At 51.6% G+C, this 22,279-nt stretch carries 22 protein-coding genes; 7 read left to right on the top strand and 15 right to left on the bottom strand.

Annotated features, from left to right (window positions below):
* Window positions 1–171 precede the first annotated feature (171 nt).
* A complete protein-coding gene (locus tag RT644_RS18865; RefSeq protein WP_409521888.1) occupies window positions 172–273 on the bottom strand; it encodes a SymE family type I addiction module toxin in 102 nt (33 codons plus the stop codon).
* Window positions 274–725: 452 nt separating this feature from the next.
* On the opposite strand from RT644_RS18865, the gene RT644_RS18860 reads away from it, so the two are divergent.
* A complete protein-coding gene (locus tag RT644_RS18860; RefSeq protein WP_313627592.1) occupies window positions 726–2,096 on the top strand; it encodes an NAD-dependent succinate-semialdehyde dehydrogenase in 1,371 nt (456 codons plus the stop codon).
* Between the two features lie 45 nt (window positions 2,097–2,141).
* On the opposite strand, the gene yjiA is transcribed toward RT644_RS18860, so the two are convergent.
* The 3 genes from yjiA to RT644_RS18845 form a co-directional block, all read right to left on the bottom strand.
* Entirely contained in the window at window positions 2,142–3,098 is a 957-nt protein-coding gene (yjiA, locus tag RT644_RS18855; protein WP_313627590.1) for a GTPase, read from the bottom strand.
* A gap of 10 nt (window positions 3,099–3,108) precedes the next feature.
* Window positions 3,109–3,312 (bottom strand): YbdD/YjiX family protein, encoded by a 204-nt coding sequence (locus RT644_RS18850; protein WP_020456438.1) that lies wholly within the window; start codon window positions 3,310–3,312, stop codon window positions 3,109–3,111.
* A gap of 179 nt (window positions 3,313–3,491) precedes the next feature.
* A complete protein-coding gene (locus tag RT644_RS18845) occupies window positions 3,492–5,645 on the bottom strand; it encodes a carbon starvation CstA family protein (RefSeq protein ID WP_313627588.1) in 2,154 nt (717 codons plus the stop codon).
* Window positions 5,646–5,993: 348 nt separating this feature from the next.
* Here RT644_RS18845 and tsr point away from each other — a divergent pair, with 348 nt between their 5' ends.
* Both tsr and RT644_RS18835 read left to right on the top strand, forming a co-directional pair.
* A complete protein-coding gene (gene tsr, locus RT644_RS18840) occupies window positions 5,994–7,664 on the top strand; it encodes a methyl-accepting chemotaxis protein (protein WP_020456440.1) in 1,671 nt (556 codons plus the stop codon).
* An 85-nt stretch (window positions 7,665–7,749) separates the two neighbouring features.
* Window positions 7,750–8,562 (top strand): GNAT family N-acetyltransferase, encoded by an 813-nt coding sequence (locus RT644_RS18835; RefSeq protein WP_313627585.1) that lies wholly within the window; start codon window positions 7,750–7,752, stop codon window positions 8,560–8,562.
* 3 nt (window positions 8,563–8,565) lie between these two features.
* On the opposite strand, the gene opgB is transcribed toward RT644_RS18835, so the two are convergent.
* The 8 genes from opgB to RT644_RS18795 form a co-directional block, all read right to left on the bottom strand.
* Window positions 8,566–10,854 carry a phosphatidylglycerol--membrane-oligosaccharide glycerophosphotransferase gene (opgB, locus tag RT644_RS18830; RefSeq protein ID WP_160271218.1) on the bottom strand — a complete coding sequence of 763 codons (2,289 nt, stop codon included), beginning with the start codon at window positions 10,852–10,854 and terminating at the stop codon, window positions 8,566–8,568.
* Between the two features lie 223 nt (window positions 10,855–11,077).
* The gene (locus tag RT644_RS18825; RefSeq protein ID WP_313627583.1) at window positions 11,078–11,575 is read right to left on the bottom strand and encodes a DUF2501 domain-containing protein; all 498 of its coding nucleotides are present in this window, start codon (window positions 11,573–11,575) and stop codon (window positions 11,078–11,080) included.
* Between the two features lie 75 nt (window positions 11,576–11,650).
* On the bottom strand, window positions 11,651–12,388 hold the full coding sequence (gene dnaC, locus RT644_RS18820; RefSeq protein ID WP_020456444.1) for a DNA replication protein DnaC: 738 nt from the start codon (window positions 12,386–12,388) through the stop codon (window positions 11,651–11,653).
* 2 nt (window positions 12,389–12,390) lie between these two features.
* Window positions 12,391–12,930: a primosomal protein DnaT gene (gene dnaT / locus RT644_RS18815; protein ID WP_097407449.1), complete on the bottom strand. Its 540-nt coding sequence runs from the start codon at window positions 12,928–12,930 to the stop codon at window positions 12,391–12,393.
* Between the two features lie 160 nt (window positions 12,931–13,090).
* Entirely contained in the window at window positions 13,091–13,519 is a 429-nt protein-coding gene (locus RT644_RS18810) for an organic hydroperoxide resistance protein (protein ID WP_020456446.1), read from the bottom strand.
* Window positions 13,520–13,601: 82 nt separating this feature from the next.
* The gene (locus RT644_RS18805) at window positions 13,602–14,057 is read right to left on the bottom strand and encodes a MarR family winged helix-turn-helix transcriptional regulator (protein WP_020456447.1); all 456 of its coding nucleotides are present in this window, start codon (window positions 14,055–14,057) and stop codon (window positions 13,602–13,604) included.
* Between the two features lie 321 nt (window positions 14,058–14,378).
* On the bottom strand, window positions 14,379–14,852 hold the full coding sequence (locus RT644_RS18800; RefSeq protein ID WP_017457822.1) for a threonine/serine exporter: 474 nt from the start codon (window positions 14,850–14,852) through the stop codon (window positions 14,379–14,381).
* Entirely contained in the window at window positions 14,843–15,619 is a 777-nt protein-coding gene (locus tag RT644_RS18795) for a threonine/serine exporter ThrE family protein (RefSeq protein ID WP_200552733.1), read from the bottom strand. The genes RT644_RS18800 and RT644_RS18795 overlap by 10 nt, the downstream gene beginning before the upstream one ends.
* Window positions 15,620–16,152: 533 nt before the next feature.
* Between RT644_RS18795 and RT644_RS18790 the strand changes: the two genes are divergently transcribed.
* Both RT644_RS18790 and bglJ read left to right on the top strand, forming a co-directional pair.
* Complete coding sequence (locus RT644_RS18790; RefSeq protein WP_313627580.1) at window positions 16,153–16,875, top strand: response regulator transcription factor; 723 nt, start codon at window positions 16,153–16,155, stop codon at window positions 16,873–16,875.
* A gap of 11 nt (window positions 16,876–16,886) precedes the next feature.
* A complete protein-coding gene (bglJ, locus tag RT644_RS18785) occupies window positions 16,887–17,507 on the top strand; it encodes a DNA-binding transcriptional activator BglJ (RefSeq protein WP_071925256.1) in 621 nt (206 codons plus the stop codon).
* Window positions 17,508–17,557: 50 nt separating this feature from the next.
* On the opposite strand, the gene RT644_RS18780 is transcribed toward bglJ, so the two are convergent.
* Window positions 17,558–18,016: a YbaK/EbsC family protein gene (locus tag RT644_RS18780; RefSeq protein WP_020456452.1), complete on the bottom strand. Its 459-nt coding sequence runs from the start codon at window positions 18,014–18,016 to the stop codon at window positions 17,558–17,560.
* A 339-nt stretch (window positions 18,017–18,355) separates the two neighbouring features.
* On the opposite strand from RT644_RS18780, the gene RT644_RS18775 reads away from it, so the two are divergent.
* Entirely contained in the window at window positions 18,356–19,696 is a 1,341-nt protein-coding gene (locus tag RT644_RS18775) for a PTS cellobiose transporter subunit IIC (protein WP_020456453.1), read from the top strand.
* Window positions 19,697–19,739: 43 nt separating this feature from the next.
* On the opposite strand, the gene fhuF is transcribed toward RT644_RS18775, so the two are convergent.
* Both fhuF and RT644_RS18765 read right to left on the bottom strand, forming a co-directional pair.
* On the bottom strand, window positions 19,740–20,528 hold the full coding sequence (gene fhuF / locus RT644_RS18770; RefSeq protein WP_313627578.1) for a siderophore-iron reductase FhuF: 789 nt from the start codon (window positions 20,526–20,528) through the stop codon (window positions 19,740–19,742).
* A 102-nt stretch (window positions 20,529–20,630) separates the two neighbouring features.
* A complete protein-coding gene (locus tag RT644_RS18765; RefSeq protein WP_313627576.1) occupies window positions 20,631–21,695 on the bottom strand; it encodes a GGDEF domain-containing protein in 1,065 nt (354 codons plus the stop codon).
* A gap of 217 nt (window positions 21,696–21,912) precedes the next feature.
* On the opposite strand from RT644_RS18765, the gene RT644_RS18760 reads away from it, so the two are divergent.
* Window positions 21,913–22,191 (top strand): DUF1435 domain-containing protein, encoded by a 279-nt coding sequence (locus RT644_RS18760; RefSeq protein ID WP_313627574.1) that lies wholly within the window; start codon window positions 21,913–21,915, stop codon window positions 22,189–22,191.
* Window positions 22,192–22,279 lie beyond the last annotated feature (88 nt).

Below are 22,279 nucleotides of genomic sequence, written 5' to 3'. Positions count from 1 at the left end.
GTGTTTTTGCTGGTTAGTCGTGAAAAACATTTCGGTGGTAGCTATTTTTTTAATTTATTGCATCAATAAAGATAGAGAGTCACGGTATTTACCGATATCGACACTGATACTGGATTGTTTGAATAATATTGCTCAATATAATCAGGGCCCCGATTAGATGCTCCGGGGGAATTATTTTGCGGCGATAGTAATACAGCCGTTCGTAACCTTAATATCTACCTTCGCATCGATTTTAAAACCCGCTTTCTCCAGCCAGTCACCCACTAAACGAATTGCCGGAGATTACAATTTTTTTTGGATAAGTTGTCACTTAACTGACTGTTAAATTTATTTTTTTAAAGGAGTGTTTCTGATTCAACATAAACCATAGAGAATGCAAAACAGTTATGGTCGCTATTCCTTGTCAATAGAGATTGTGATTAGCGGTGCGGATGTGCGCCAACGCATTCACACTCAAAACAGGTACCAAACACCAGCAAATAAAGTCAAAATCCACATGTAAATAGACTGAAAAGTAATGCAATGAAGTCCGAAAAAATAAAGTGAGGATGTTCATTTTTTATTATAACTAATGCTTCTGCAGCTTTAATGTTAGTGCCATTTATAAAAGCACTATTTACTTTTTATTTTCTGTATCAGAAACGTCTGTATATACCCAACTTTACTTTCAGGCCCGGTCGTTTTTACTACCCTTATTACCCTAAGCGGTCAATAAGGAGACAAATATGGCTTACCAGACAGTGAATCCTTTTAACAACCAGCTCATTAAAGAGTATCCCAATCATAGCGATGCCGATATCGAAGTGGCGTTACGTCAGGCCGATGCGCTGTATCACTCGTCCTGGTCCAGGGGAAATATTGAACAGCGGTTGCCGATACTGCATAAACTTGCCGATCTGCTGGAAAACCAGCAGGAAGAACTGGCGAAAATCGCCAGCCGGGAGATGGGCAAGTTAATTGAGCAGAGCCGCAGCGAAGTGAAGATTTGCGCGCAGATAGCCCGTTACTACGCGGATAACGCGAAACAATTCCTGGCGCCCGTTAAGTATGAAACGGCGCTGGGAGAGGCGTGGGTGGAGCATCATCCGATCGGCGTGATCATGGCGGTGGAACCGTGGAACTTCCCTTACTATCAGTTGATGCGTGTACTGGCACCAAATCTGGCTGCCGGTAACCCGGTTATCTGTAAACATGCCAGCATCGTGCCGCAGTGCGCAGAAACCTTTGCGCAGCTGGTGCGCGAAGCGGGCGCACCGGAAGGTGCGTGGACGAACCTGTTTATCTCGTCCGATCAGGTTTCGGCAATCATTGCCGATCCGCGTGTGCAAGGTGCAGCGTTGACCGGATCGGAAAAAGCCGGTAGCGCGGTGGCGGCTCAGGCGGCGAAACACATCAAGAAATCGACGCTGGAGCTTGGCGGTAACGACGTATTTATCGTGCTGGACGATGCGGATCTGGAAAAAGCGGTTGAGACTGGTGTGCAAGCGCGTCTGGCGAACGCCGGGCAGGTCTGTACCGCCGCGAAACGCTTTATTATTCATCAGGATATTGCCGATCAGTTCCTGCGTAAGTTCACCGAGGCTTTCCAGCAGGTGAAAATGGGCGACCCGCTGGATGAAAGCACCACACTTGGTCCGCTCTCCTCGAAAGAGGCGCTCAATACATTGAGCAAACAGGTGAGTGAAGCGGTACAAAACGGGGCAAAACTGCACTTCGGCGGCAAACCAGCGAACAGCGAAGGCAACTTCTTCGAACCCACGATTTTGACGCACATTACGCGCGACAACCCGGCCTATTATGACGAGTTCTTTGGCCCGGTGGCGCAAATTTATGTGGTGAATAATGATGAAGAAGCGGTACGCCTGGCTAACGATTCACACTATGGCCTTGGCGGAGCCATCTTCAGCCGCAACATTCAGCGTGCCAAACAGATGGCGTCACGCATTGAAACCGGCATGGTCTATATCAACTGGCTGACGGATACCGCCGCTGAGTTGCCTTTCGGCGGGGTGAAACGATCCGGGTTCGGTCGCGAGCTGTCTGATTTAGGCATCAAAGAATTTGTGAATCAGAAGCTGGTGGTGGTACGCCAGTAATGTTTAATCTTTCTTCCCCCTCGCCGGAGGGGGAAGCCGCAGGCGTTATTTCTTCAAACCTGCAAATGCTGCTCTGATCTCGTCTTCCGGCAACTGTACGCCAATAAACACCAGCGTACTGTGCGGTGTTTCGTCGCCCCACGGGCGATCCCAGTCTGCGCTGTAAAGGCGCTGTACGCCCTGGAACAGTAAGCGGTTTGGCTCGCCATCGATCCACAACATACCTTTATAGCGCAGCAATTTTTCGGCAAAGCTCAGTAACAGGTTTTCCATTACGCGGGAGACGTCTCTGATATCCACCGGGTAATCCAGCCCGACCACGATTGAGTTGATGTCGTTTTGCTTGTCAGCGATAAAGTGAAAGCGCGGTTTTGCCGCCACCACGTTCTCTTCCAGCATAAAACCATTGGTATTAAACAGTTGCGCCAGCTCGATATCGCCATGCGTCACGGTGTAAACCGGCGCGCGGGCGTTGATGCGGCTTAAGCGTTCGCGCAGTTTTTCACACTCGCCTGCGACATCCGTTTTGGTCAGCAGAATACGGTCGGCATAACCCACTTGCGACTGTGCCAGCGTGAACTGATTCATCTGCTCATCGGCATGTACCGCATCGACCAGCGCAATGACGCCATCCAGCAGATAGCGCTGGCAAAGGATCTCATGAGCGAAAAAGGTTTGAATGATCGGCCCCGGATCGGCCATGCCGGTGCACTCAATTACCAGCCGATCAAAGGCGATATCGCCACGATCGAGGCTGTCGAGCAGATCCAGCAGCGCATCTTCCAGCTCATTGGATCGGCTACAGCAGATACAGCCATTGGTCAGGGTTTTTATTTGCGTGGCGCGATCGCCAATCAGTTGATCGTCAACAGACACTTCGCCGAATTCATTTTCGATAACGGCAATTTTGTAGCCGTGTTGCTCATTGAGGATATGGCGTAAGAGGGTGGTTTTGCCGGCGCCGAGAAAACCGGTCAACAAGGTTACTGCAATCGGGGTCATACATTCTCCTTTAGCAACAGCGGACACCGCCCTTGCCGTCTCCACCGTAACGCGCCTGCTGGCGTTCGCGGAAGAACGCTTCGTAAGTCATGTACGGCTTATCCGGATGGTTGGTTTTCATATGATCAACGTAGTTGTCATAGTCCGGGATGCCAATCAGCATCTTTGCCGCCTGACCGAGGTATTTTTTGGCTTCGCCTAAGTTACCAAACATCATTCTTCTCAGATATATGTGAAGCCCGCAGAGGCAGGCTATTTTGCTTGCCATTTTGAACGGGCAGTGTTCAACCTGGCTGCGCCAATGACGCCTGCGAAACAGATGTAACCACCCTCAACGGTGGTTACATCATCACGCGTTATATGCCGGATGCGTAGCGTCATCCGGCAACTGGTTTAGTGGTGTGAAGAGGTTTTCACACCGCCTTCCGGCACCGGTACATACGGCGTTTCTTTGTCGGTACGCACGGTGTTGTTACGCACCTGCAACCAGGTTTTGATGCCATAGAAGATGATGCTGTACACCACCACCAGGAACAGAATACTCAACCCGGCGTTGGTGTAGTTGTTCACCACGATATGATTCATGTTGGCAATCTGCTGCGCGGTCAGATCTCCGCCACCGGCGGCAATCTTCTCTTTGTACTGGTTAGCCATATACAGGAAGCCTTCCAGTTGTGGGTTGGTGCTGAACAGTTTCAGACCCAGCGCCCAGGTGGTGCACAGCAGCAGCCACATGGCAGGAACCACGGTGACCCAGATGTATTTGGTACGCTGCATTTTTACCAGCACCACGGTGCCCAGCATCAGCGCGACGGCCGCGAGCATCTGGTTAGAGATACCGAACAGCGGCCACAGGCTTTTCACGCCGCCCAGCGGATCAACCACGCCCTGGTACAACAGATAACCCCACAGACCCACGCAGCCCGCAGTACCAATGACGCCGGCTACCAGCGAGTCGGTTTTCTTCAGGAACGGCACGAAGTTACCCAGCAGATCCTGCAGCATAAAGCGGCCCGCACGCGTACCGGCATCCAGTGCGGTGAGGATGAACAGCGCTTCAAACAGAATACCGAAGTGGTACCAGAAGCCCATGTCCGCCATCGGGATGATTTTGTGGAACACGTGCGCGATACCAACGGCCAGCGTCGGTGCGCCACCAGCGCGGTTCAGTACGGACGGCTCGCCGATATCTTTCGCGGTTTGCAGGATCTGCTCCGGCGAAATCACAAAGCCCCAGGAGCTGACGGTCGCCGCTGCGTGCGCGGTGACATCTTTCAGTTGCGCCAGAATCATCGGCGCGTTATCACCGCCCAGCTCATGCAGGTTCGGCATGGTAATGCCCAGCCCTGCTGGCGGCGTGTTCATGGCGAAGTAGAGACCTGGTTCGATAATGGAGGCGGCAACCAGCGCCATCACTGCAACGAAGGATTCCATCAGCATTGCGCCGTAACCGATAAAGCGTGCGTCGGTTTCGTTAGCCAGCAGTTTCGGCGTGGTACCGGACGCGATCAGGGCATGGAAGCCAGATACCGCGCCGCAGGCGATGGTAATAAACAGGAACGGGAACAGCGCACCTTTCCACAGTGGTCCAGTACCGTCGATGTACTGCGTCACCGCAGGCATTTTCAGTTCCGGGTTGAGGATCACGATGCCCAGCGCCAGACCGACGATCACGCCGATTTTCAGGAAGGTCGCCAGGTAGTCGCGCGGGGCAAGGATCAGCCACACCGGCAGCAGCGCGGAGACAAAGGCGTAACCCACTAGTGCAAAGGTAATGGTGGTGTCTTTAAAGGTCAGCGCTGGTCCCCAGTAAGGATCGTGCGCGATAACGCCGCCAAACCAGATGGAGGCCACCAGCAGCACAATACCGATAATTGACACTTCGCCTACACGTCCCGGGCGCAGGAAGCGCATATAAATACCCATAAACAGGGCAATCGGCACGGTTGAGCAGACAGTGAACACGCCCCACGGGCTTTCCGCCAGCGCTTTCACCACAATCAGCGCCAGCACCGCGAGGATGATGATCATAATCAGGAAGCAGCCAAACAGCGCGATGGTCCCCGGCACGCGGCCCATCTCTTCTTTCACCATCTCACCAAGAGACGCGCCGTTACGGCGTGAAGAGATAAACAGCACCATAAAGTCCTGCACCGCACCGGCCAGCACCACGCCCGCCAGCAGCCACAACGTACCCGGCAGGTAGCCCATTTGCGCGGCCAGTACCGGACCTACCAGCGGGCCTGCGCCGGCGATAGCGGCAAAGTGGTGACCAAACAGCACGTAGCGGTTGGTCGGCACATAGTTGAGGCCGTCGTTATTGATTACCGCCGGCGTGGAACGGGTTGGATCGAGTTTCATCACCTTCTGGGCGATGTAAAGGCTGTAGTAGCGGTAGGCCACAAGGTAAACGGAAACGGACGCAACCACGATCCACAGCGCGCTGACATGCTCGCCCCGGCGTAATGCGACAACGGATAAACAAAAAGCACCGATTATCCCGAGGATGACCCAGGGTATGTGCTTGAGTAGTTTTTTAGTATCCATATCAGACCTGGTTTTTAACAGAAACAGTGAATGGGATTTGAAATGTTGAATTGGCTGAAATGCTGGCATTCATGATGGCAAATTACGCGCGCGAATCGGCAGCGATTTGACTGAGTGGTTAGAAAAAGGCGGTGAGCGGTAACGGATGCGTCATAAGCGGTTTTGAGGCAGGAAAACGCTGGCTGAACTGTGATGTATGTCACGCTAAGTCGTTGTCTTGCAAGGAAGGGAGCGAATTCTGCCGGGTTGTAATCCATGTATAACTGGCGAAAAAATAGCACGTTAAACCATAAAGTTTTCCTATGCCAGGCCGAAAACCTGGTATCTGTTTATAGGGAAAGAGAAAACATGTTGACTCGTATTAAACTTGTGACCAGTTTGTTGCTGGTATTGGCTTTATTTGGCTTGTTACAACTCACTTCCGGCGGCTTGTTCTTCAACGCGCTGAAACAGGACAAAGAAAACTTCACCGTCTTACAAACCATTCGCCAGCAGCAATCCACACTGAACGGTAGCTGGGTTGCGCTGCTGCAAACCCGTAACACCCTTAACCGCGCGGGTATCCGCTACATGATGGATCAGAGCAATATCGGCAGCGGCGCAACCGTGTCGGATCTGATGCAGATTGCCAGCACCTCGCTGAAACAGGCGGAAGCGAACTGGAACGCTTACCAGGCACTGCCGCGCGATCCGCGCCAGAGCGAAGAAGCCGCAGCAGAGATCAAACGTAACTACGATATCTACCACAACGCGCTGGCGGAGCTGATCCAGTTGCTGGGCGCTGGCAAAATTAATGACTTCTTTGACCAGCCGACTCAGAGCTATCAGGATGGTTTTGAGAAGCAATATGTTAACTACTTGAAGCAGAACGATAGCCTGTATGAACAAGCGGTTCGCGACAGCGAAAGCTCCTACGGTTCTGCGGTGTGGGTGATTATCACCGTATTGATCGTGGTACTGGCGGTGATCGTCTGTGTCTGGGTAGGGATCAAAGGGGCGCTGATTAAGCCGCTCAACCACTTGATCGACAATATCCGCCATATTGCCGGTGGCGATCTGGTGCAGCGCATTGAAGTACAGGGTTCCAATGAAATGGGCGTGCTGGCAGACAGCCTGCGCCATATGCAAAGCGAACTGGTGCGCACCGTTAGCGATGTCCGTAACGGTGCCAACGCCATTTACAGCGGTGCCAGCGAAATTTCCGTAGGTAACAACGACCTTTCGTCCCGTACGGAACAGCAAGCCGCTTCTCTGGAAGAGACTGCAGCCAGCATGGAAGAGCTGACCGCCACGGTGAAACAGAACGCCGAAAACGCCCGTCAGGCAAGCCATCTGGCGCTGAGCGCGTCCGAGACCGCGCAAAAAGGTGGTAAAGTGGTGGATAACGTGGTGCAGACAATGCGCGACATTACCGCCAGTTCGCAGAAAATCGCTGACATTATCAGCGTGATCGACGGCATTGCTTTCCAGACTAACATCCTGGCGCTTAACGCTGCGGTCGAAGCAGCACGTGCGGGTGAACAGGGTCGCGGTTTTGCCGTGGTTGCCGGTGAAGTGCGTAACCTTGCGCAGCGCAGCGCTCAGGCAGCCCGCGAAATCAAGAGCCTGATTGAAGACTCTGTTGGCCGCGTTGAAGTGGGTTCCACACTGGTGGAAAGCGCCGGTGAAACCATGGATGAGATCGTCAACGCCGTTACCCGCGTTACCGACATCATGGGCGAAATTGCCTCTGCTTCTGATGAGCAGAGCCGCGGCATTGACCAGGTTGGTCTGGCCGTTGCTGAAATGGATCGCGTTACCCAGCAGAACGCCTCTCTGGTGGAAGAGTCTGCCGCCGCTGCGGCAGCGCTGGAAGAACAAGCCAGCCGCCTGACGCAGGCCGTTTCTGTGTTCCGCATCATGCAGGACCAGCGTAAAAACGCTGGCGCAACGCCAACCAGTTTTGTGAAAGCGGAACCTGCAACCGCGCTGCCGCGTAAAGCCGCGACCGACGCGGGCGAGAACTGGGAAACCTTCTAATCGTTATTTGCGCCCTGTCACACAGGGCGCATTTTCTCCCGCTTCACCGTGCTATGCTCATTGCATCATGTCGCGGAGAAGCCTTATGAACCTTGTCGCTGTTCCTGCCATCCACTATAGTTGCGAAGCGCTGACCACTATCACCGGTGCCTGTTTTGAAGGCTATCGCGTTCCGTTTTCTCTGCCGCCCGATGTTTTTGCACAACGCTTTCTTGCCGAAGGTTTAAGCCTCGTCGATTCCTGCGTCTGGCTGGCGGGCGATACGCCTGCCGCTGTGGCTTTGATCGCCCGGCGTGGTGATTGTGCCCGACTGGCGGCCTTTGCGATTTGCCCGCCATTTCGCGGCCAGGGCGTGGGCAGACAAATATTGCCGCCGTTGATGGCGGGGCTGCGTGCGAAAGGTGTTCGCCAGATGTGGCTGGAAGTCATGAGCGATAATCATGCCGGTATCGCCCTTTATCATGCGCTGGGGTTTGCCACCGTTCAGCCGCTGTTTGGCTACCAGGGCCGTGAGGATGTAGCTGAAGAGAATGGTACGTTACAGGCGCGCGATCCGCTGGAAGTGGTGCGCAGCTCCATAAGTGAATGCCATGACCGGCTGCCGTGGCAGGTGGATCCGCTCACTGCGGTATCGCTGCCGGCGCGAGCGTTCGAGTACCGCAAACATGCTTATGCGCTGGTTTCCACCCTCGGTGGTAAACCCCTGCTGCGGTTTATTTATGTGGAGTCAGAGTACCGGCGAAAAGGGTTTGCCTGCGAGTTGCTGCAGGCGTTGAACCAGCACTTTCCGGCGCTTGGCACCACCGTGGCGGTGCCAGAGCGTTTTTCATCCCTGTTCCAGCGCGCGGGCTACGCCACTATGGCCATCAGCCAGTACGAGATGAAAGCGGAACTGTAGCGGTCAGCCTTCACGGTTCACCACTTTGATTTCCACCAGACCAATACCCAGTTTACGCGGCGAATGACCAAGAATATTGCCTTCATTGGTCGATTGCGGTTCCGGCGGCACAATGACCAGCCGGTTGCTGTGAGACGGATTGCTAAAGTGCAGCGTGGTGGTGCTGAGCTCATTACCCAGCGTCAGCGTTTGTTGTTGATCGCCAACGCGCACTGGAATCGGCCGGTTAGCATTCGGGCCAAAGGCTTTGGCGGTGATCACCAGCTCGAACTGTTCCGGTAGCGGTTGGTTATATTCGATCGCCACTTCTTCGCCCAGATTGGCATTTGACCAGCGCCCCCAGCTTTCCGGACGAGAGAGGCCGCTGAACTGTTTTATTTCCTCCGGCGCGCCCGCCACGTTAAAGACAAAACTGTCGGCCTTGTAACGAATGCTATCGTCAAGGATCTTCAGGGTATCGACGTTTTTCTGGTAGCGATCGCTACTGATCACCGTTTGTTTAAACGCGGTTTTCCCTTTCCACTGCGCGTTGTCGACACGCTGGACTTGCTGTTCGCCGCCCAGTTGCCCCTGCGAGACGCACCAGTCGGTAGAAAGCGCCAGTTCCGGGGACCATAAACGCGCCATTTTGTAGCATTGGTCGATCCAGACGAAGTTATCGCGCGGGGCGAAATCCGCCAGCTGGAAGCGCAGCGGTGCGGAATACTCACTTTCCGGCAGCGGTTCAACTTTATCCGATACCCGCACCAGCAACGGCAAACGGAACTGGCTGCCAGAGAACGCCACCATCTGTTTATCTGTATCGATGGTGAAGTCTTTCATCTCTTTCGGGAAATTCCACAGCCGGATAATGTCCGGTTTCCACGCCAGCATTTTCGCTTTCATATTGAGGAAAATACCCGAAAGCGACTGCCCGGAGAGGCTGCTGCGGCCAAGGCCGAGGAAATTATCGCCGCCGAGAATATCCAGCACGGTTGCGCCGTTATCAAGAGTGCTGCGCTTAATACCGGAGATATCTTGCTGCGGTTCATCGCCGCGCAGCACAAAGAACAGGTTGCTGCGATCGTGCTTGTTGAGGTATTTCCACGCGGTGTTATTCATCGCCAGATGATCCGATGACACCACGATCACCGTGTCTTTAAACCACGGCGACGCTTTGATTTTGTTGATAAGCGCGGCGATATTTTGCTGGCTGCAGGTTACCGCGCTAAATGACTGGTTCGGCTTGCCATCGTAGGCATAACTTTTACGTTCGCAGCCGCGCGAGATAAAACCGTCCGGGTGGTGGGTATCCACCGTCAGCGCAAACAGCGAAAAGCGTTTACCGGAACGGGAGAGTTCCTCGTACTGTTTCCACACGGTATCCAGCACCGTATCGTCATAAAAACCCCAGTCGTTACGGTAATGCGGGTCCGCGACCTCGTTTTTCAGCTCTTCTGCACCGGTCAGGTAATCAAAGCCGTGGGATTTTAAAAACACATCTTTCCCGGCGAAACGCAGGTTAGCGCCCTGAATAAAGTGGTTTTCGTAGCCGGAATTTTTCAGGATGTCGCCAAGGCAAAGATTCTGCGGAAAGAAGCTGGAAACGGAGGCCGACGCGTTGCCTTCGAACGGTGCAAATAGCGGGATGCCGCACTGCGAAGAGACCATGCCGGCGATGGTGTAATCGGTGCCGGGTAGTTGTTCTGTATGGCTAAAATCAATGCCTTCTTCTTTTAGCGCGCCCAGTTCCGGCGTCAGGCCGGGAAACGCCTCCTCGTTAAAATAGGTGCGCTCAAGACTTTCACCGTAGATGTAGACGAGGTTCAGTTTGGGATTGGGGATCTGCTTTGCCGGTACTTTATAAAAAGTGGCGAAGTCAGGGTCGCCTTCACGCGTCTGGGATTTTACCAGCTCGGTTATCTGGCGGAACGCCGGGCTGGCGTCCACCGAACCGAGCGCCAGTGCGAGCGCCAGTAAGCTATAGCCGAAATGGTGTGGCAGATGGCGACGACGGCGCAGTACCCAGCCGAGCGCGCAAAACACCGCTACCAGCGCTAATACTAACCCCGCGCCGGGAAGCATATATTTGCCGACCCCCGCGCCTGTCAGGCTGTTGGTCAGGGTGTATAACACCGCGTCGTTGATGCCGTCGCCGGTAAAATAATTGCTGGCGTAAAGGGTGATATTCAGGATGACAAAAAGACCCAGCACCAGCAGGGTGGCGCTAAACCACCAGGTATTACGGCCCGCTTTCCAGGCATAGATAGCCACAGAGGCAAGAAACAGCGCGATAGAGAGCAACTCGGACAACCGTTATTCCTCATCAACGCCAGGCATATTGCTGGCCATTAATTTTTGTAACAGGGCGTATAATTTAATGTTCATGTCACATATCTGCAATTGTAGTGTCACTCTGTGGCGTACTTATTCAGAATTGGTTTAGAAAGGCGTAATAGTGATAGCCGTCGCACTGGCGGCGTTTCGGTAAAGCGGGGAAGGATAACGCCGCGCTCTGACTGAACGCGGCGGGATATCAGGAGAGGAAGTTAACGCCCTGCTTGAGGACGATATCGCAGGCTTTGGATTTCACTTTTTCCGCCAGCGGCGTACTACCGATGTTGCTCAGATTCAGCTGTTCCCCGTTTTTGGTGTTCAGCATGCCCTGGATCCCTTCCAGATAATTGGTGTCCTGTTTCTGCTGAGCGGCACCCAGACCCAGTTTATCCAGCACCTGGTTTTTCACATTTTCGGTGTTGGTCAGGCTGGAGAGCTTATTTTTCGCACACCAGCTCATCACGCCCGCCGCATTGTTCATGGTGTCAGCGCTAAGCGCCTGGTTACCGCCATTAAGCAGACCCGTCAGGGAGGAGAGTGAAAGACCCCCTTGCTGGGATTGAGATGTAGCCGATTTCTGGCTGAGTTCGCTGGCGGCGCTGGAAAGCGTGTCCTGCCAGGAGGCGGCTTGTGCGAAGCCGGTAAGCAGCGCGCTACCGAGTGCGGCGCTGCAAAGGAGGTGTTGGAGGAATTTCATCGAGGGCAGATCCTGGTATCAACAAAGGCGGCCAGTATACACCCGGGCGCGGTCGCGCCACGGATGGGAAAACTCTCAATACTCTTTACCGGTGACGCGGCTGCGGTAACTTTCCCAGTTGAAGATCACCCACAGGCTGTTGCCGAGACGCATCCTGTCCATCACGCGTTCGCCCAACAGCTTATTCATCTCTTCCAGGTTGCTGTTGGTCAGCATGCCTGTCGGGCGTTTGGACGAAGAGCGACGATCGACAATCTGGTTGATAATCACTTTTTCGTAGCGGGATTCCGTCTGCATACCGATTTCATCAATCACCAGCAGGTCAACGCTGCTTAAGTCATTGAGCAACTGCTCTTCACTGTTTTCCTTGTTGCCAAAAGTTTCTTTCATGGCCGACATAATGTCGGCAACGGTAATAATCAGCACCGATTTCCCCCGCAACAGCAGTTCATTACAGATAGCCGCTGCCAGATGGTTTTTGCCGGTTCCGGGTTTGCCTGAAAAGATAAAACTGGCGATGTTACCGTCGAACTCTTCTACATATTGCCGTGCCTGGCTCAGCGCCCGCATTTGGCCTTCCGTCTCAACACGATAGTTATCGAAAGAGCAGTTCTGGTGCAGGGGACGAATGCCGGAACGGTTGAAGGTGCGCTGCATTTTCATGGCGCGGTTTTCGCGCTCCAGCGCCGCCGAACGGATTTCGCCTTGTTGCTTCTGCCACGCCATCAACTCTTCGCCGGTTTTAAAAGCAGGCTTGGTGTTGGCAGGCATCATTTTTTGCAGTCGCTTCATCAATTCGCCGACGTTTTTCATCGTTATCCTCTAAAACCTGGTGGGATTTGATTATCCGGTTCGGACAGGGCGTTAATATCCCGCTTTGCCGCGCCGTTCTGGTTGCTACGGCCTATTTGCAGGCTGCGCGCCAGTTTTTGCTGCCACTGGACGTGATGGAAAACTTTGCCTTCGGCCTGCCAGTAAGCCACGAACGAGGCCAGCTCTTCCGGCGTGGCGGGATGCGCCAGCGCAATGCCCCACATCGCCGCCAGGCGCTGAAAGTCAGCATCCGGCTGCCAGCCCGCATACATGGCGAATTTGCCCATTGGCACATTTACCGGCGCGGCGGCTGGTTCTTCATAGAATTGTGCATCGAGCGAAATGTCGCTCATCGGGCGCGCAAGCTGTGCTTCGAGCGCCAGCAGTTGTTCAAGGCGCTGCGGCGTAATAGCGTAAAACGCGGGGCTATTATTGGCAAAAACGGCGATGGCGCCGCCTTCCGTGCGTGCCAGCACGCAGGCAGGATCGCGCACAAATTCATCAATACCAATGACATTCGGCGTCAGGATTCTGGAAGACATAACGCGTTCTCAAACAGGATTACTACGGATACGGCGCACTGTGTTTTTTTCACACAGGCATAATCACACATAGTAACACAGGGAGCGCAAAGGGCAGAACAGCGTGAAAAAGCCGGGTTTCCCCGGCTTGTGATTTTCCAATAACGTTGGCTTTTTTGCGTTACGCAATGATATTCAGCGTAACGTCGATGTTGCCACGCGTGGCGTTGGAATAGGGGCAAACAATGTGTGCTGCATCGACCAGTTTTTTGGCTTCAGCGGCATCCATCCCCGGCAGGTGGATATTCAGTTTTGCTTCAATACCAAAGCCGGTCGGCAAAGGGCCGATACCCACTTCGCCTTCGATAAACGCATCTTTCGGCATGGCGATTTTGTCGCGACCGGCGACAAATTTCATCGCTCCGAGGAAGCAGGCAGAGTAACCCGCAGCAAACAGCTGTTCCGGGTTAGTAACTTCACCGCCAGCGCCACCCATCTCTTTCGGCACGCCCAGTTTGACATCCAGTACGCCGTCGGAAGAGGTTGCGCGGCCATCACGGCCTCCGGTTGCTTTGGCTTTGGCGGTGTAAACAACTTTTTCTAAAGACATGGCAGGTTCCTTATTATCTGAAGTGTTTGCTATAAAATAGCGTGCTATTTTTTACTGGGGATAAACTCCCTGTAAAGGGAGATTATGCCCGTTGAAATTGTTGGCGAAGCCGTTCCAGTTGCTGCTTGATATCGGCAAGCGTTGCGCTATCACAAGCCATTGCACAGCCGATTGCTTCCGGAATCGACGTCGCTTGTTGCTGCAAGTCACGCCCGCTTTCGCTTAGGGTGATCACCACCTGGCGTTCATCCTGGCGCGAACGTTGACGACGAATCAGCCCGGCGCTTTCCAGACGCTTCAGCAGCGGCGTCAGTGTGGCGGAGTCGAGAAACAGGCGCTCGCCAATTTCCGACACCGTGATGTCATCTTTCTCCCACAGCACCAGCATCACCAGATATTGCGGGTAAGTGAGATTCATCGGCGCGAGGAGCTGCCGGTAGAGCTTATGCAGCGCCAGATTTGTTGAGTACAGTGCAAAACAAAACTGGTTATCTAACGCGAGCTGCGCATTCGCGGTTGGAGTCGATGTCTTCTTCATGAGATTGAATATAGATAGCACACGATTTTATTGCAAGTTATTTTTTTTCGAAAAAGTATGCGCACAAAAATTTGCCTGCTGTTTCAGCATCATAATGGCGCTTCGCGACCAGAACCGGGATTTTTGCAAAAGTAATGCGAAGGGGCCTGGATCGTTGCTCACTGCGTGTTTGGTAAATCGCTGCTTTGAAAAATTACATTTTAATCAAAAAGTTATTCCGCACGTTACGCAATGGCAATAAGTTTCTCTGCCCCAAAATTTGCCGCCGCGCAATTCCACCCGTAAGGGCGGCGGTAATTCCGCGGCGACAGAGAACCGACCTTATACGCGGGGGCGTTTGCGATAAATCCACAGCCCAGGAATCGACAGGCCAATAGAGAGTGCGCCGACAATCGATGATGCTTTCAGGAAGTTCGTTAACAGCAAAATCATCAGTTCTTCGCTGTAGCCAAAATGGCCGATCTTGACCGCCGAAATCATTGCAGTATAGGCGGAAATGCCCGGAAACATAGGGATCACCGCCGCCACGGTAAAGACTTTCGGGTGCGCCAGATACCAGCGTGACCAGTGGATGCCAATCGAGCCGACCAGCATTGAGGCGGCAAAAGTCGACCATTCGATATTGAATCCCCAGTGCACCATAGCGAAGCGCGAACCATGGCCAATCGCGCCAAGCAGCGCGCACCACGGTAGAGCGCGGTGCGGCACGTTAAATACCATGGCAAAGCCAACGGCAGGGATGGCCGCCAGTAACATATCCTGCGCCAGCGCCAGGATGAACAAAATCACATCCATCCGCGTAATCCCCACAATGTCATTGCCATTACCACACCAATACAGGTGGCAAGCGTTAATAAGCTGGCGATAGCCCAGCGTGCAAGGCCCGTATTGATATGCCCTTTAAACATATCGGCAACCGAATTAATCAGCGGAAACCCCGGTACCAGAAGTAAAACGCTGGCGGCCATCGCAACGGTGGATGATTGCAGAAAAGCGGGCAGCGTCAGCATCAAGCCGGAAACCGTAGTAGCAACAAAAGCGGTGATACAAAAGTTGATTTGCGGGTGTAAGTGGCGACCTGCCAGCACAAGGCGGACATACATCGCGACACTACTGGCGCAAAAAGTTATAAAAGCACCATCCCAGCCGCCGTTATTGAGCTTGCAAAAGCAGGCACAAGAGAGACCCACCATCAGCGTGACCAGCCAGCGCGGGTAGCGTAAGGGTTTGACCTGAGCGAAGCGCTTCTCGACGTCTTTGCAATCCAATAGCTTATGTTCAGTGAGAATGACAATATGCTGAACTTCCGTCACCACGTGCATATTAATGCCGCGATCGCTATTTTTACGGGTTGATGTCAGGCACATTCCGTCTTTAATCGTGGTAAGAACAATGGCATTGGAAGAAATCGAGCTTTCAACACTGTCCATACCCAGCGCCAGTCCCAGACGCGTTGAAAGCTCCTCAACCAGCGCGCTCTCTGCGCCGTGCTGTAACAAAAAAAGGCCACACTGAATGCACAGCCGCGTAATGGCACGCTGTGATGACTGGTCTGTTTGCATAATTACCCTGGTATTGTTGCACTGGCGCTCACGAAGGGTGGAGCGGAAAGCCTATTTTTAGCACAGGACACTGGCTGGATGGCGCTAAGAAAGATCAAGAATTGTGCATTAAATCACGCTTGTTCATGTTCAAAAGGAGAGCTTATCGCATGTTAAGAATGAAGTAATAACAGAAAAGAAACAGCAGATTTTTTTCTGTTTAGCTGAGAATAATGATGAAGTTAGCGTTAATAAGATCTTATATATTATTTAAGATGATTGCTTTTATCTTATCTCAATATGTGCCGACTGTTTTAAATTTCTTATTTTATTATTAATAATGTATCGGATGTTTTAATGCGCATTGTGTAATGTTGACACGCTACTTGTGGATATTATAATTCAGTACATTATATTTATTTCCATTCATAAACTGTGCCAATTTTATGGCGGCTCCATCAAAACGGTGCTGCTACTTTACGCAATATGAGTATTAACTGAGTAAATACTTATAAATAAGGTTGATAGAACGCGCAAATGGAAGCGGAGGCTTTATGCTATCGAGAGACGGCAATCAGGGGATTATCATCAGCAAAACGCCGATACTTAGGGTCGGGATTGGCGGCATTCTTGAGCGACATTTCCCGGAATATGCACTCAATTATTATTCATCAGTGGAAGAGGTTGCACTGCTTAAATTAAAATGCGCCAGATTGATAATCACTGACTTATCAGGGGAGCAGCGTTATGCAAGAAAAATCTGTCAGCAATATTATTCACTGTTTCCTCAATGCGATAATGCACGCTGGCTATTCTTCGTTTCGCGCAGCCTCTACCCTGTGGCCGCTGAGCTTCTTATGCAGCCCAAAACGACCTTGCTGGCCGATGTCGAACCGATAGAGGGCGTAATTGACGCCATTCGTAATGGGCATAAGAATGTTGAGAATATAAGCCAAACCTTATTGACTTCAGGATGGCATAAACACACCGACAATTCTTTTTCGAACGCAATGTTAACGTTGTCTGAGCGCAAAGTGTTACGCCTCCTTGGAAAAGGATGGGGGATTAATCAAATTGCCACGCTGCTTAAAAAAAGTAATAAAACAGTTAGTGCGCAGAAAAATAGCGCAATGCGGCGATTATCACTACGTAGTAATGCAGATTTGTATACATGGATTAATAGCAGTCAGGGAATGAAACAGCTGGATTTTGGTACGGCGGACGGAGAGCATAATGAATGGAAAATACCAGGAAGAAGGGAAATGTTGCCATCATAGAAAAATGCATAATGAGCGGGGAGGGCCTACGACATTTATTTGATGAATCTGCTATTAATCACTATCAATTTTATTTTTTTAAAGATCATTCGGCGTTTCGGCAGGCGCTGAAACAGACTTCGTTTTTTTCCGTCATCTATTCCCTTTTTGGTCAACGGAAAGAACGGCTGGAATGCCTGATGTGTCTGCATTTACTCTCCCTTTCTCATCCAGGAATGCAACGCATTGTATTAGCGGGAGATAACCGTGAAGCGCGGCTGGTTGGGCATCTCTCACCCTCACGGTTGCACGGGATATTAAGTAAATCATCCCCCCTTGCTGTGCTACTGGAGGAGTTGGTCACGTTGTTTGGGGAGACGCGGCGCATTAACGAAAACATGATTAACCATTGGTATGTGAGCCAGTGTCGTATGCTCAGCCCGACAGAAAGGGAAATTCTGAACTACATGACGCGGGGGTTTTCTGTTGCCGAAATTGCATCGCAGCTGGATCGTAATGTGAAAACTATTCGGGCGCATAAATTCAACGCAATGGCAAAGCTGGGGGTCACATCAGATGTCGGTTTGCTTGATGCGGCGGATATTCTGACATGGAAGCCGCCCTGCGCGCGGGCCGCATCGGAGTTAATGTAAACGTTTTTTTGGGAACTGCGCCAGGCTATCCCTGGCGCTTTGTTAGGCAACTACAGACACACATCAATCCATTTCGCGTGTGTTAATTGCGCCATTCTGTCGGGAGAAATACGAATCGCGCTGTGAATTGCTCCCGCGGCCGGTAACACTTCCTGATAGCGTTTTAACGACACGTCACAATATACCTGCAACGGGTTTTCCAGACCAAACGGGCAGACACCACCGACTGGATGTCCGGTAATGGTGACAACCTCATCACTGCTTAGCATTCGGGCTTTCGCGCCAAAGGTATTTTTTAGTTTTTTATTATCAAGGCGTGCATCACCTTTCGCGACGACCAATATCACTTCGTTTTTCACTTTTAACGACAGTGTCTTTGCGATTTGCCCTGGTTCGACATTATGCGCGGCGGCGGCGAGTGCCACGGTCGCTGTACTTTGGTTAAGTTCAATAATATCGATGTCGGGGGCGTTATCGGCAAAGAACTGCCGCACGGACTGCAAACTCATGATGTTCTCCAGCAAATGACCGCCATTAATCTGTCACAAGCCTGTTATGCGTGTAAATAACCGGGCATAACAAACATCTTACTGCCAGATTCTCGATCCTCTTCACAATCGCGGAAACCGGTTACAGTAACCGGTTGCAGTGTTAACAAGCCGGGTTAATACTCATTTTGTCATTTCCCTCTGTTCATAAAATTAAAAAAGAGCCGTCTATGAAACCTACTCAACTTTGCTGTAATGCTGGTTCGAAAACCTGCATGGTTTCACGTCAAAAACATGGATCGCTGCACGGCAGAACGGTTGCTGATGCGCTTACTTTGTTATCCTGATAGGAGATCTACTATGTCTGCCAACCATGCTGCGTTTAATCTTATTTTCCGGTTTATAGAAAATTATGTCAGTCCGGTAGCCGGACGCATCTCTTCCCAGCGTCATGTTATGGCGATTCGCGACGGTTTTATCTCCGCGATGCCGTTTATGATAGTGGGCTCATTCTTGCTGGTATTCGCATACCCTCCATTTTCGCCAGATACGACCTGGGGTTTTGCCCGGACATGGCTGGACCTGGCGAAGCAGTATGAAGGGCGGATCCTTACGCCTTTTGATATGACGATGGGCATTATGTCTATCTATATCTGTGCGGCGATTGCTTACAATCTCGGTAAACATTATGTGAAGTCGCATCAGCTGGATCCGTTTATGTGCGCGATGCTGTCGCTGATGGCTTTTTTACTGGTCGCAGCACCGAAAACCAACGGCACATTGCCAGTTGATAGTCTGGGCGGTACCGGTATTTTTACCGCGATCCTGGTGGCTGTTTACTGCGTTGAAATGATGCGTTTTCTGAAAGCGCACAATATAGGCATCCGTTTGCCAGACCAGGTGCCGCCAATGATCAAAAACTCTTTTGATTTGCTGATCCCGGTTTTGGTCGTGGTGCTTACCCTTTATCCGCTGAGCCTGCTTATCCAGACGCAGTTCAACATGTTAATTCCGCAAGCCATTATGGCCCTATTCAAACCACTGGTGGCGGCGGCGGACTCGCTACCTGCGATTTTGCTGGCGGTGATCATCGGCCATTTATTGTGGTTTGCGGGTATTCATGGTGCGGCGATTGTTTCCGGGATGCTGCAGATGTTCTGGTTAACGAACCTCGGGCTTAACCAGAGTGCGCTGGCGCAAGGTGCGCCGTTACCGCATATCTTTATGGAAGCGTTCTGGACATTCTTTATTGTGATTGGCGGATCCGGGGCGACCATGGGGCTGGTGTTCTGCTACTTGCGTAGCCGCTCGGTGCATTTGCGTTCGATCGGGCGTTTGAGCGTGGTACCGAGTTTGTTCAACATCAACGAGCCGGTTATTTTCGGTACCCCCATCGTAATGAACCCTGTGTTCTTTATCCCATTCCTGCTGGCTCCGACTCTTAATGCAATTATTGCCTGGGCGGCAATGAAACTGGATCTGATTGGCCGCGTCATCTCGGTCGTACCATGGACAGCGCCAGCGCCGATTGGCGGTGCATGGGCGTTAGGTTGGGATTTCCGCGCGGCGATCCTTGTCGTTCTGCTGGCCTGTGTGTCTGCGATAATTTACTACCCGTTCTTCAAAGTGTATGAGAAACAGTTGCTGGAACAGGAAGCAGAAGAGGCACAACGCGCAGAGGAAGATAAGCAGGTTGCGTGATGGTGTCGAATAAAAACGAAGAGGGCGATTTATCGCCCTCTGCTTATTTCAGCGTACAGTCACCGCACTGCTGAACATCGGGCAGGCGATAGCGCTGGCAGCAAGTGCGACGCACCAGAGCGTCGTCGCGCAGAACAACTGTGCGCCACAAAGGGTTATCACTGCCGTCAGCGAGCTGCTTTTCGAAAAAGCAAAGCTGGCGAAGTGCGGCAACACGCGTTTCACCTAGTTTTGGGATGAGTTCCCCCAGGCACCAGTTAATCAGATAGCCGGTATTGCTCCAGATAAGTTTACCGTTGATATCGCCGGTGACTTCCAGCGCCTGAACTACCGGGAGGATCGCCTGCGTCGTTAATGCACATATACGCTGCGCGTCGTCGCATGACGACAACTTATTATCCCGTTGCACATCAATCCAGAAACACGCGGCGCGGCCGGTTTCATGGAACTCGGCATGAAAATGTTCCGGGGAGAGACTAGTGGCGCTTTTTTGCGTCAGCAACGTCAATAATAGTGGCGGTACCAGCAGCCCGAGATACCACTGCGCCCATAACGATAGCAACGGTTTGTTTTCACGTTGCTGCGTCAACTGGTTGCGGTAAATATGATCGGAGTAGGTGGCGATAAGTGACTGTAATGCGGCAGGGCGCGCCCACTCAGCCAGTGTCATTGCTTGGTACGGTGCGGGTTCATTCAGACGAATAAAATCGAGCAAATACTCACGGGTGCTGGCGATGGTTTCCCGCATGGCATTTGCCAGCGAATCACGCTCATCAGTGAGTCGGCTTCGCCAGATAATGTTTTCGGTGATCGATGCGGTGCGATAGGTCATAGCGCCAGCCGATAGCAAATCTAAATGATAATGATTGCCAATCCTAGCCAGAGGTAAAATCGATAGCAACATTTTTATCGAAAAGTTAGCGCTGAGCGCGCCTCAGGCGACTCGCAGCTCGCCACTCACCAGAATGTTATTACGACCTAAATGTTTGGCTTCATATAACGCTTTATCGGCGAGCGAAAGCGCCGCATCAATATCGTGATCGACAAGTGGCGCAATCCCGATACTGATCGTGACGTTTGTGGCGACGCTTTCGTTAAACATATGCGGGATTTTTAAATCGTACACTTTCTGGCGGATGCGCTCTCCGGTAAGGCGAGCCTGCTCAACATCAACGTTATTCAGCAGGATCATAAACTCTTCGCCACCAAAGCGCGCGACGATATCACGGGAACGCACGGCGTCGCGTAAAGCAGCGGAAACACGGATAAGCGCCTGATCGCCCATCATGTGTCCGTAGTGGTCGTTGTAGGCTTTGAAGTGGTCAATATCGAGCAGCAGGACGAAACGCGAACTCTCATCAACGGCCAGCAAGTTATCTAGTTTGTGTTGCAAACCACGACGGTTGTACAGGCCGGTTAGTGGGTCAAGCATGCTCAGATCATTTAGCGTTTTACGCTCCTGCATCAGGCGGTTCATCAGTGCAAGGGCAAAACTATCGTTACGTTTTTGGATCGCATGCTGGATAGAGATCCCCAACACTGGCAGCGCAAAGGTGTAAATAAGCCTGATTGCGCTTTCCCCTTCGCTAAACCACAGACATGTCACGAAGACCGGCAAAGAGTGCAGCAAAAAGGCGACAATGTTATTTGAAAAAGCGATTGAGCCGATAAAAAGCACGCTCAACAAGGCTATAAGCAGGTAGGTAGAGGCGTCGTCATTAAGTAACCTGGCTTTGGTTATCACATGCCATGCCCACAGGCAGCCAAATATAAGTGAGATGAATGTGATATTGATTTTTGTTTTTGGATAACACTTTTGCCAGACGGGCAGCACAATGCTCGCCGCAAAGATAGCGCACACGGGAAACGTGAACGCGCGCTGATTGTAGAGCGGCAGAGCAATAGAGAACAAAGCTGAGATTGCGTTGAGCAGTAAAAAGAGTCGTAGGGACAATCGATATCTCTTATTACATAGAGATTGCCAGGTTTGTAATGTCATACCTAAAAATCGTTATTTATCCGCAATATACTACTGCGCTATGAGTCAAAGGAAAAAAGAAGTAACGCAATGAAACTGTCATTGCGAAAAATTAGTGATTTGGATTTAGATTTAAGCAGCGCTTAATTTATCACCTTCCTGAATGACTGTCATTAGATGATGAGTAATCTTCATACGACCGTATGACCGCAGGCTGACAATTGAGAAAAAATATCATATGATATTGGTTATCATTATCGATTTGAGAGATGAAACCATGTTGCAGCGAGCGCTGGGAAGTGGCTGGGGAATTGTGGTGCCTGGAGTGATTGTTGCGGTGCTGATGCTGGCGGATTTATCAGCCAATGCGTGGCGAATGGTGATTGTTCTGGGCTTATTACTGACACCCGCCATGCTTTACCATAAGCGTTTACGCCATTTTATTTTATTGCCTTCAGGCGTTGCTCTGGTTGGCGCAATGATGCTGATACTGTTGAATCTAAAGATGATGATGTAACAGGGGTGCAATACAGGGAGAGAATAAGATATCTGGTGCGAGGGGGGGGACTTGAACCCCCACGTCCGTAAGGACACTAACACCTGAA

Origin of the sequence: Kosakonia sp. (assembly GCF_032104925.1) — a bacterium.
In the GTDB taxonomy this organism is placed as follows: Bacteria; Pseudomonadota; Gammaproteobacteria; order Enterobacterales; family Enterobacteriaceae; genus Kosakonia.
Note: the sequence above shows the minus strand (reverse complement) of the source record. Positions and strands in the feature narration are given on the sequence as shown.

What these genes read in the sequence shown, in the direction of transcription:
- RT644_RS18860 (WP_313627592.1), top strand. Translation starts at nt 726, where the DNA reads ATGGCTTACCAGACAGTGAATCCTTTTAACAACCAGCTCATTAAAGAG.
- yjiA (WP_313627590.1), bottom strand. Translation starts at nt 3,098, where the DNA reads ATGACCCCGATTGCAGTAACCTTGTTGACCGGTTTTCTCGGCGCCGGC.
- RT644_RS18850 (WP_020456438.1), bottom strand. Translation starts at nt 3,312, where the DNA reads ATGTTTGGTAACTTAGGCGAAGCCAAAAAATACCTCGGTCAGGCGGCA.
- RT644_RS18845 (WP_313627588.1), bottom strand. Translation starts at nt 5,645, where the DNA reads ATGGATACTAAAAAACTACTCAAGCACATACCCTGGGTCATCCTCGGG.
- tsr (WP_020456440.1), top strand. Translation starts at nt 5,994, where the DNA reads ATGTTGACTCGTATTAAACTTGTGACCAGTTTGTTGCTGGTATTGGCT.
- RT644_RS18835 (WP_313627585.1), top strand. Translation starts at nt 7,750, where the DNA reads ATGAACCTTGTCGCTGTTCCTGCCATCCACTATAGTTGCGAAGCGCTG.
- RT644_RS18825 (WP_313627583.1), bottom strand. Translation starts at nt 11,575, where the DNA reads ATGAAATTCCTCCAACACCTCCTTTGCAGCGCCGCACTCGGTAGCGCG.
- dnaC (WP_020456444.1), bottom strand. Translation starts at nt 12,388, where the DNA reads ATGAAAAACGTCGGCGAATTGATGAAGCGACTGCAAAAAATGATGCCT.
- dnaT (WP_097407449.1), bottom strand. Translation starts at nt 12,930, where the DNA reads ATGTCTTCCAGAATCCTGACGCCGAATGTCATTGGTATTGATGAATTT.
- RT644_RS18810 (WP_020456446.1), bottom strand. Translation starts at nt 13,519, where the DNA reads ATGTCTTTAGAAAAAGTTGTTTACACCGCCAAAGCCAAAGCAACCGGA.
- RT644_RS18805 (WP_020456447.1), bottom strand. Translation starts at nt 14,057, where the DNA reads ATGAAGAAGACATCGACTCCAACCGCGAATGCGCAGCTCGCGTTAGAT.
- RT644_RS18800 (WP_017457822.1), bottom strand. Translation starts at nt 14,852, where the DNA reads ATGGATGTGATTTTGTTCATCCTGGCGCTGGCGCAGGATATGTTACTG.
- RT644_RS18795 (WP_200552733.1), bottom strand. Translation starts at nt 15,619, where the DNA reads ATGCAAACAGACCAGTCATCACAGCGTGCCATTACGCGGCTGTGCATT.
- RT644_RS18790 (WP_313627580.1), top strand. Translation starts at nt 16,153, where the DNA reads ATGCTATCGAGAGACGGCAATCAGGGGATTATCATCAGCAAAACGCCG.
- bglJ (WP_071925256.1), top strand. Translation starts at nt 16,887, where the DNA reads ATGAGCGGGGAGGGCCTACGACATTTATTTGATGAATCTGCTATTAAT.
- RT644_RS18780 (WP_020456452.1), bottom strand. Translation starts at nt 18,016, where the DNA reads ATGAGTTTGCAGTCCGTGCGGCAGTTCTTTGCCGATAACGCCCCCGAC.
- RT644_RS18775 (WP_020456453.1), top strand. Translation starts at nt 18,356, where the DNA reads ATGTCTGCCAACCATGCTGCGTTTAATCTTATTTTCCGGTTTATAGAA.
- fhuF (WP_313627578.1), bottom strand. Translation starts at nt 20,528, where the DNA reads ATGACCTATCGCACCGCATCGATCACCGAAAACATTATCTGGCGAAGC.
- RT644_RS18765 (WP_313627576.1), bottom strand. Translation starts at nt 21,695, where the DNA reads ATGACATTACAAACCTGGCAATCTCTATGTAATAAGAGATATCGATTG.
- RT644_RS18760 (WP_313627574.1), top strand. Translation starts at nt 21,913, where the DNA reads ATGATATTGGTTATCATTATCGATTTGAGAGATGAAACCATGTTGCAG.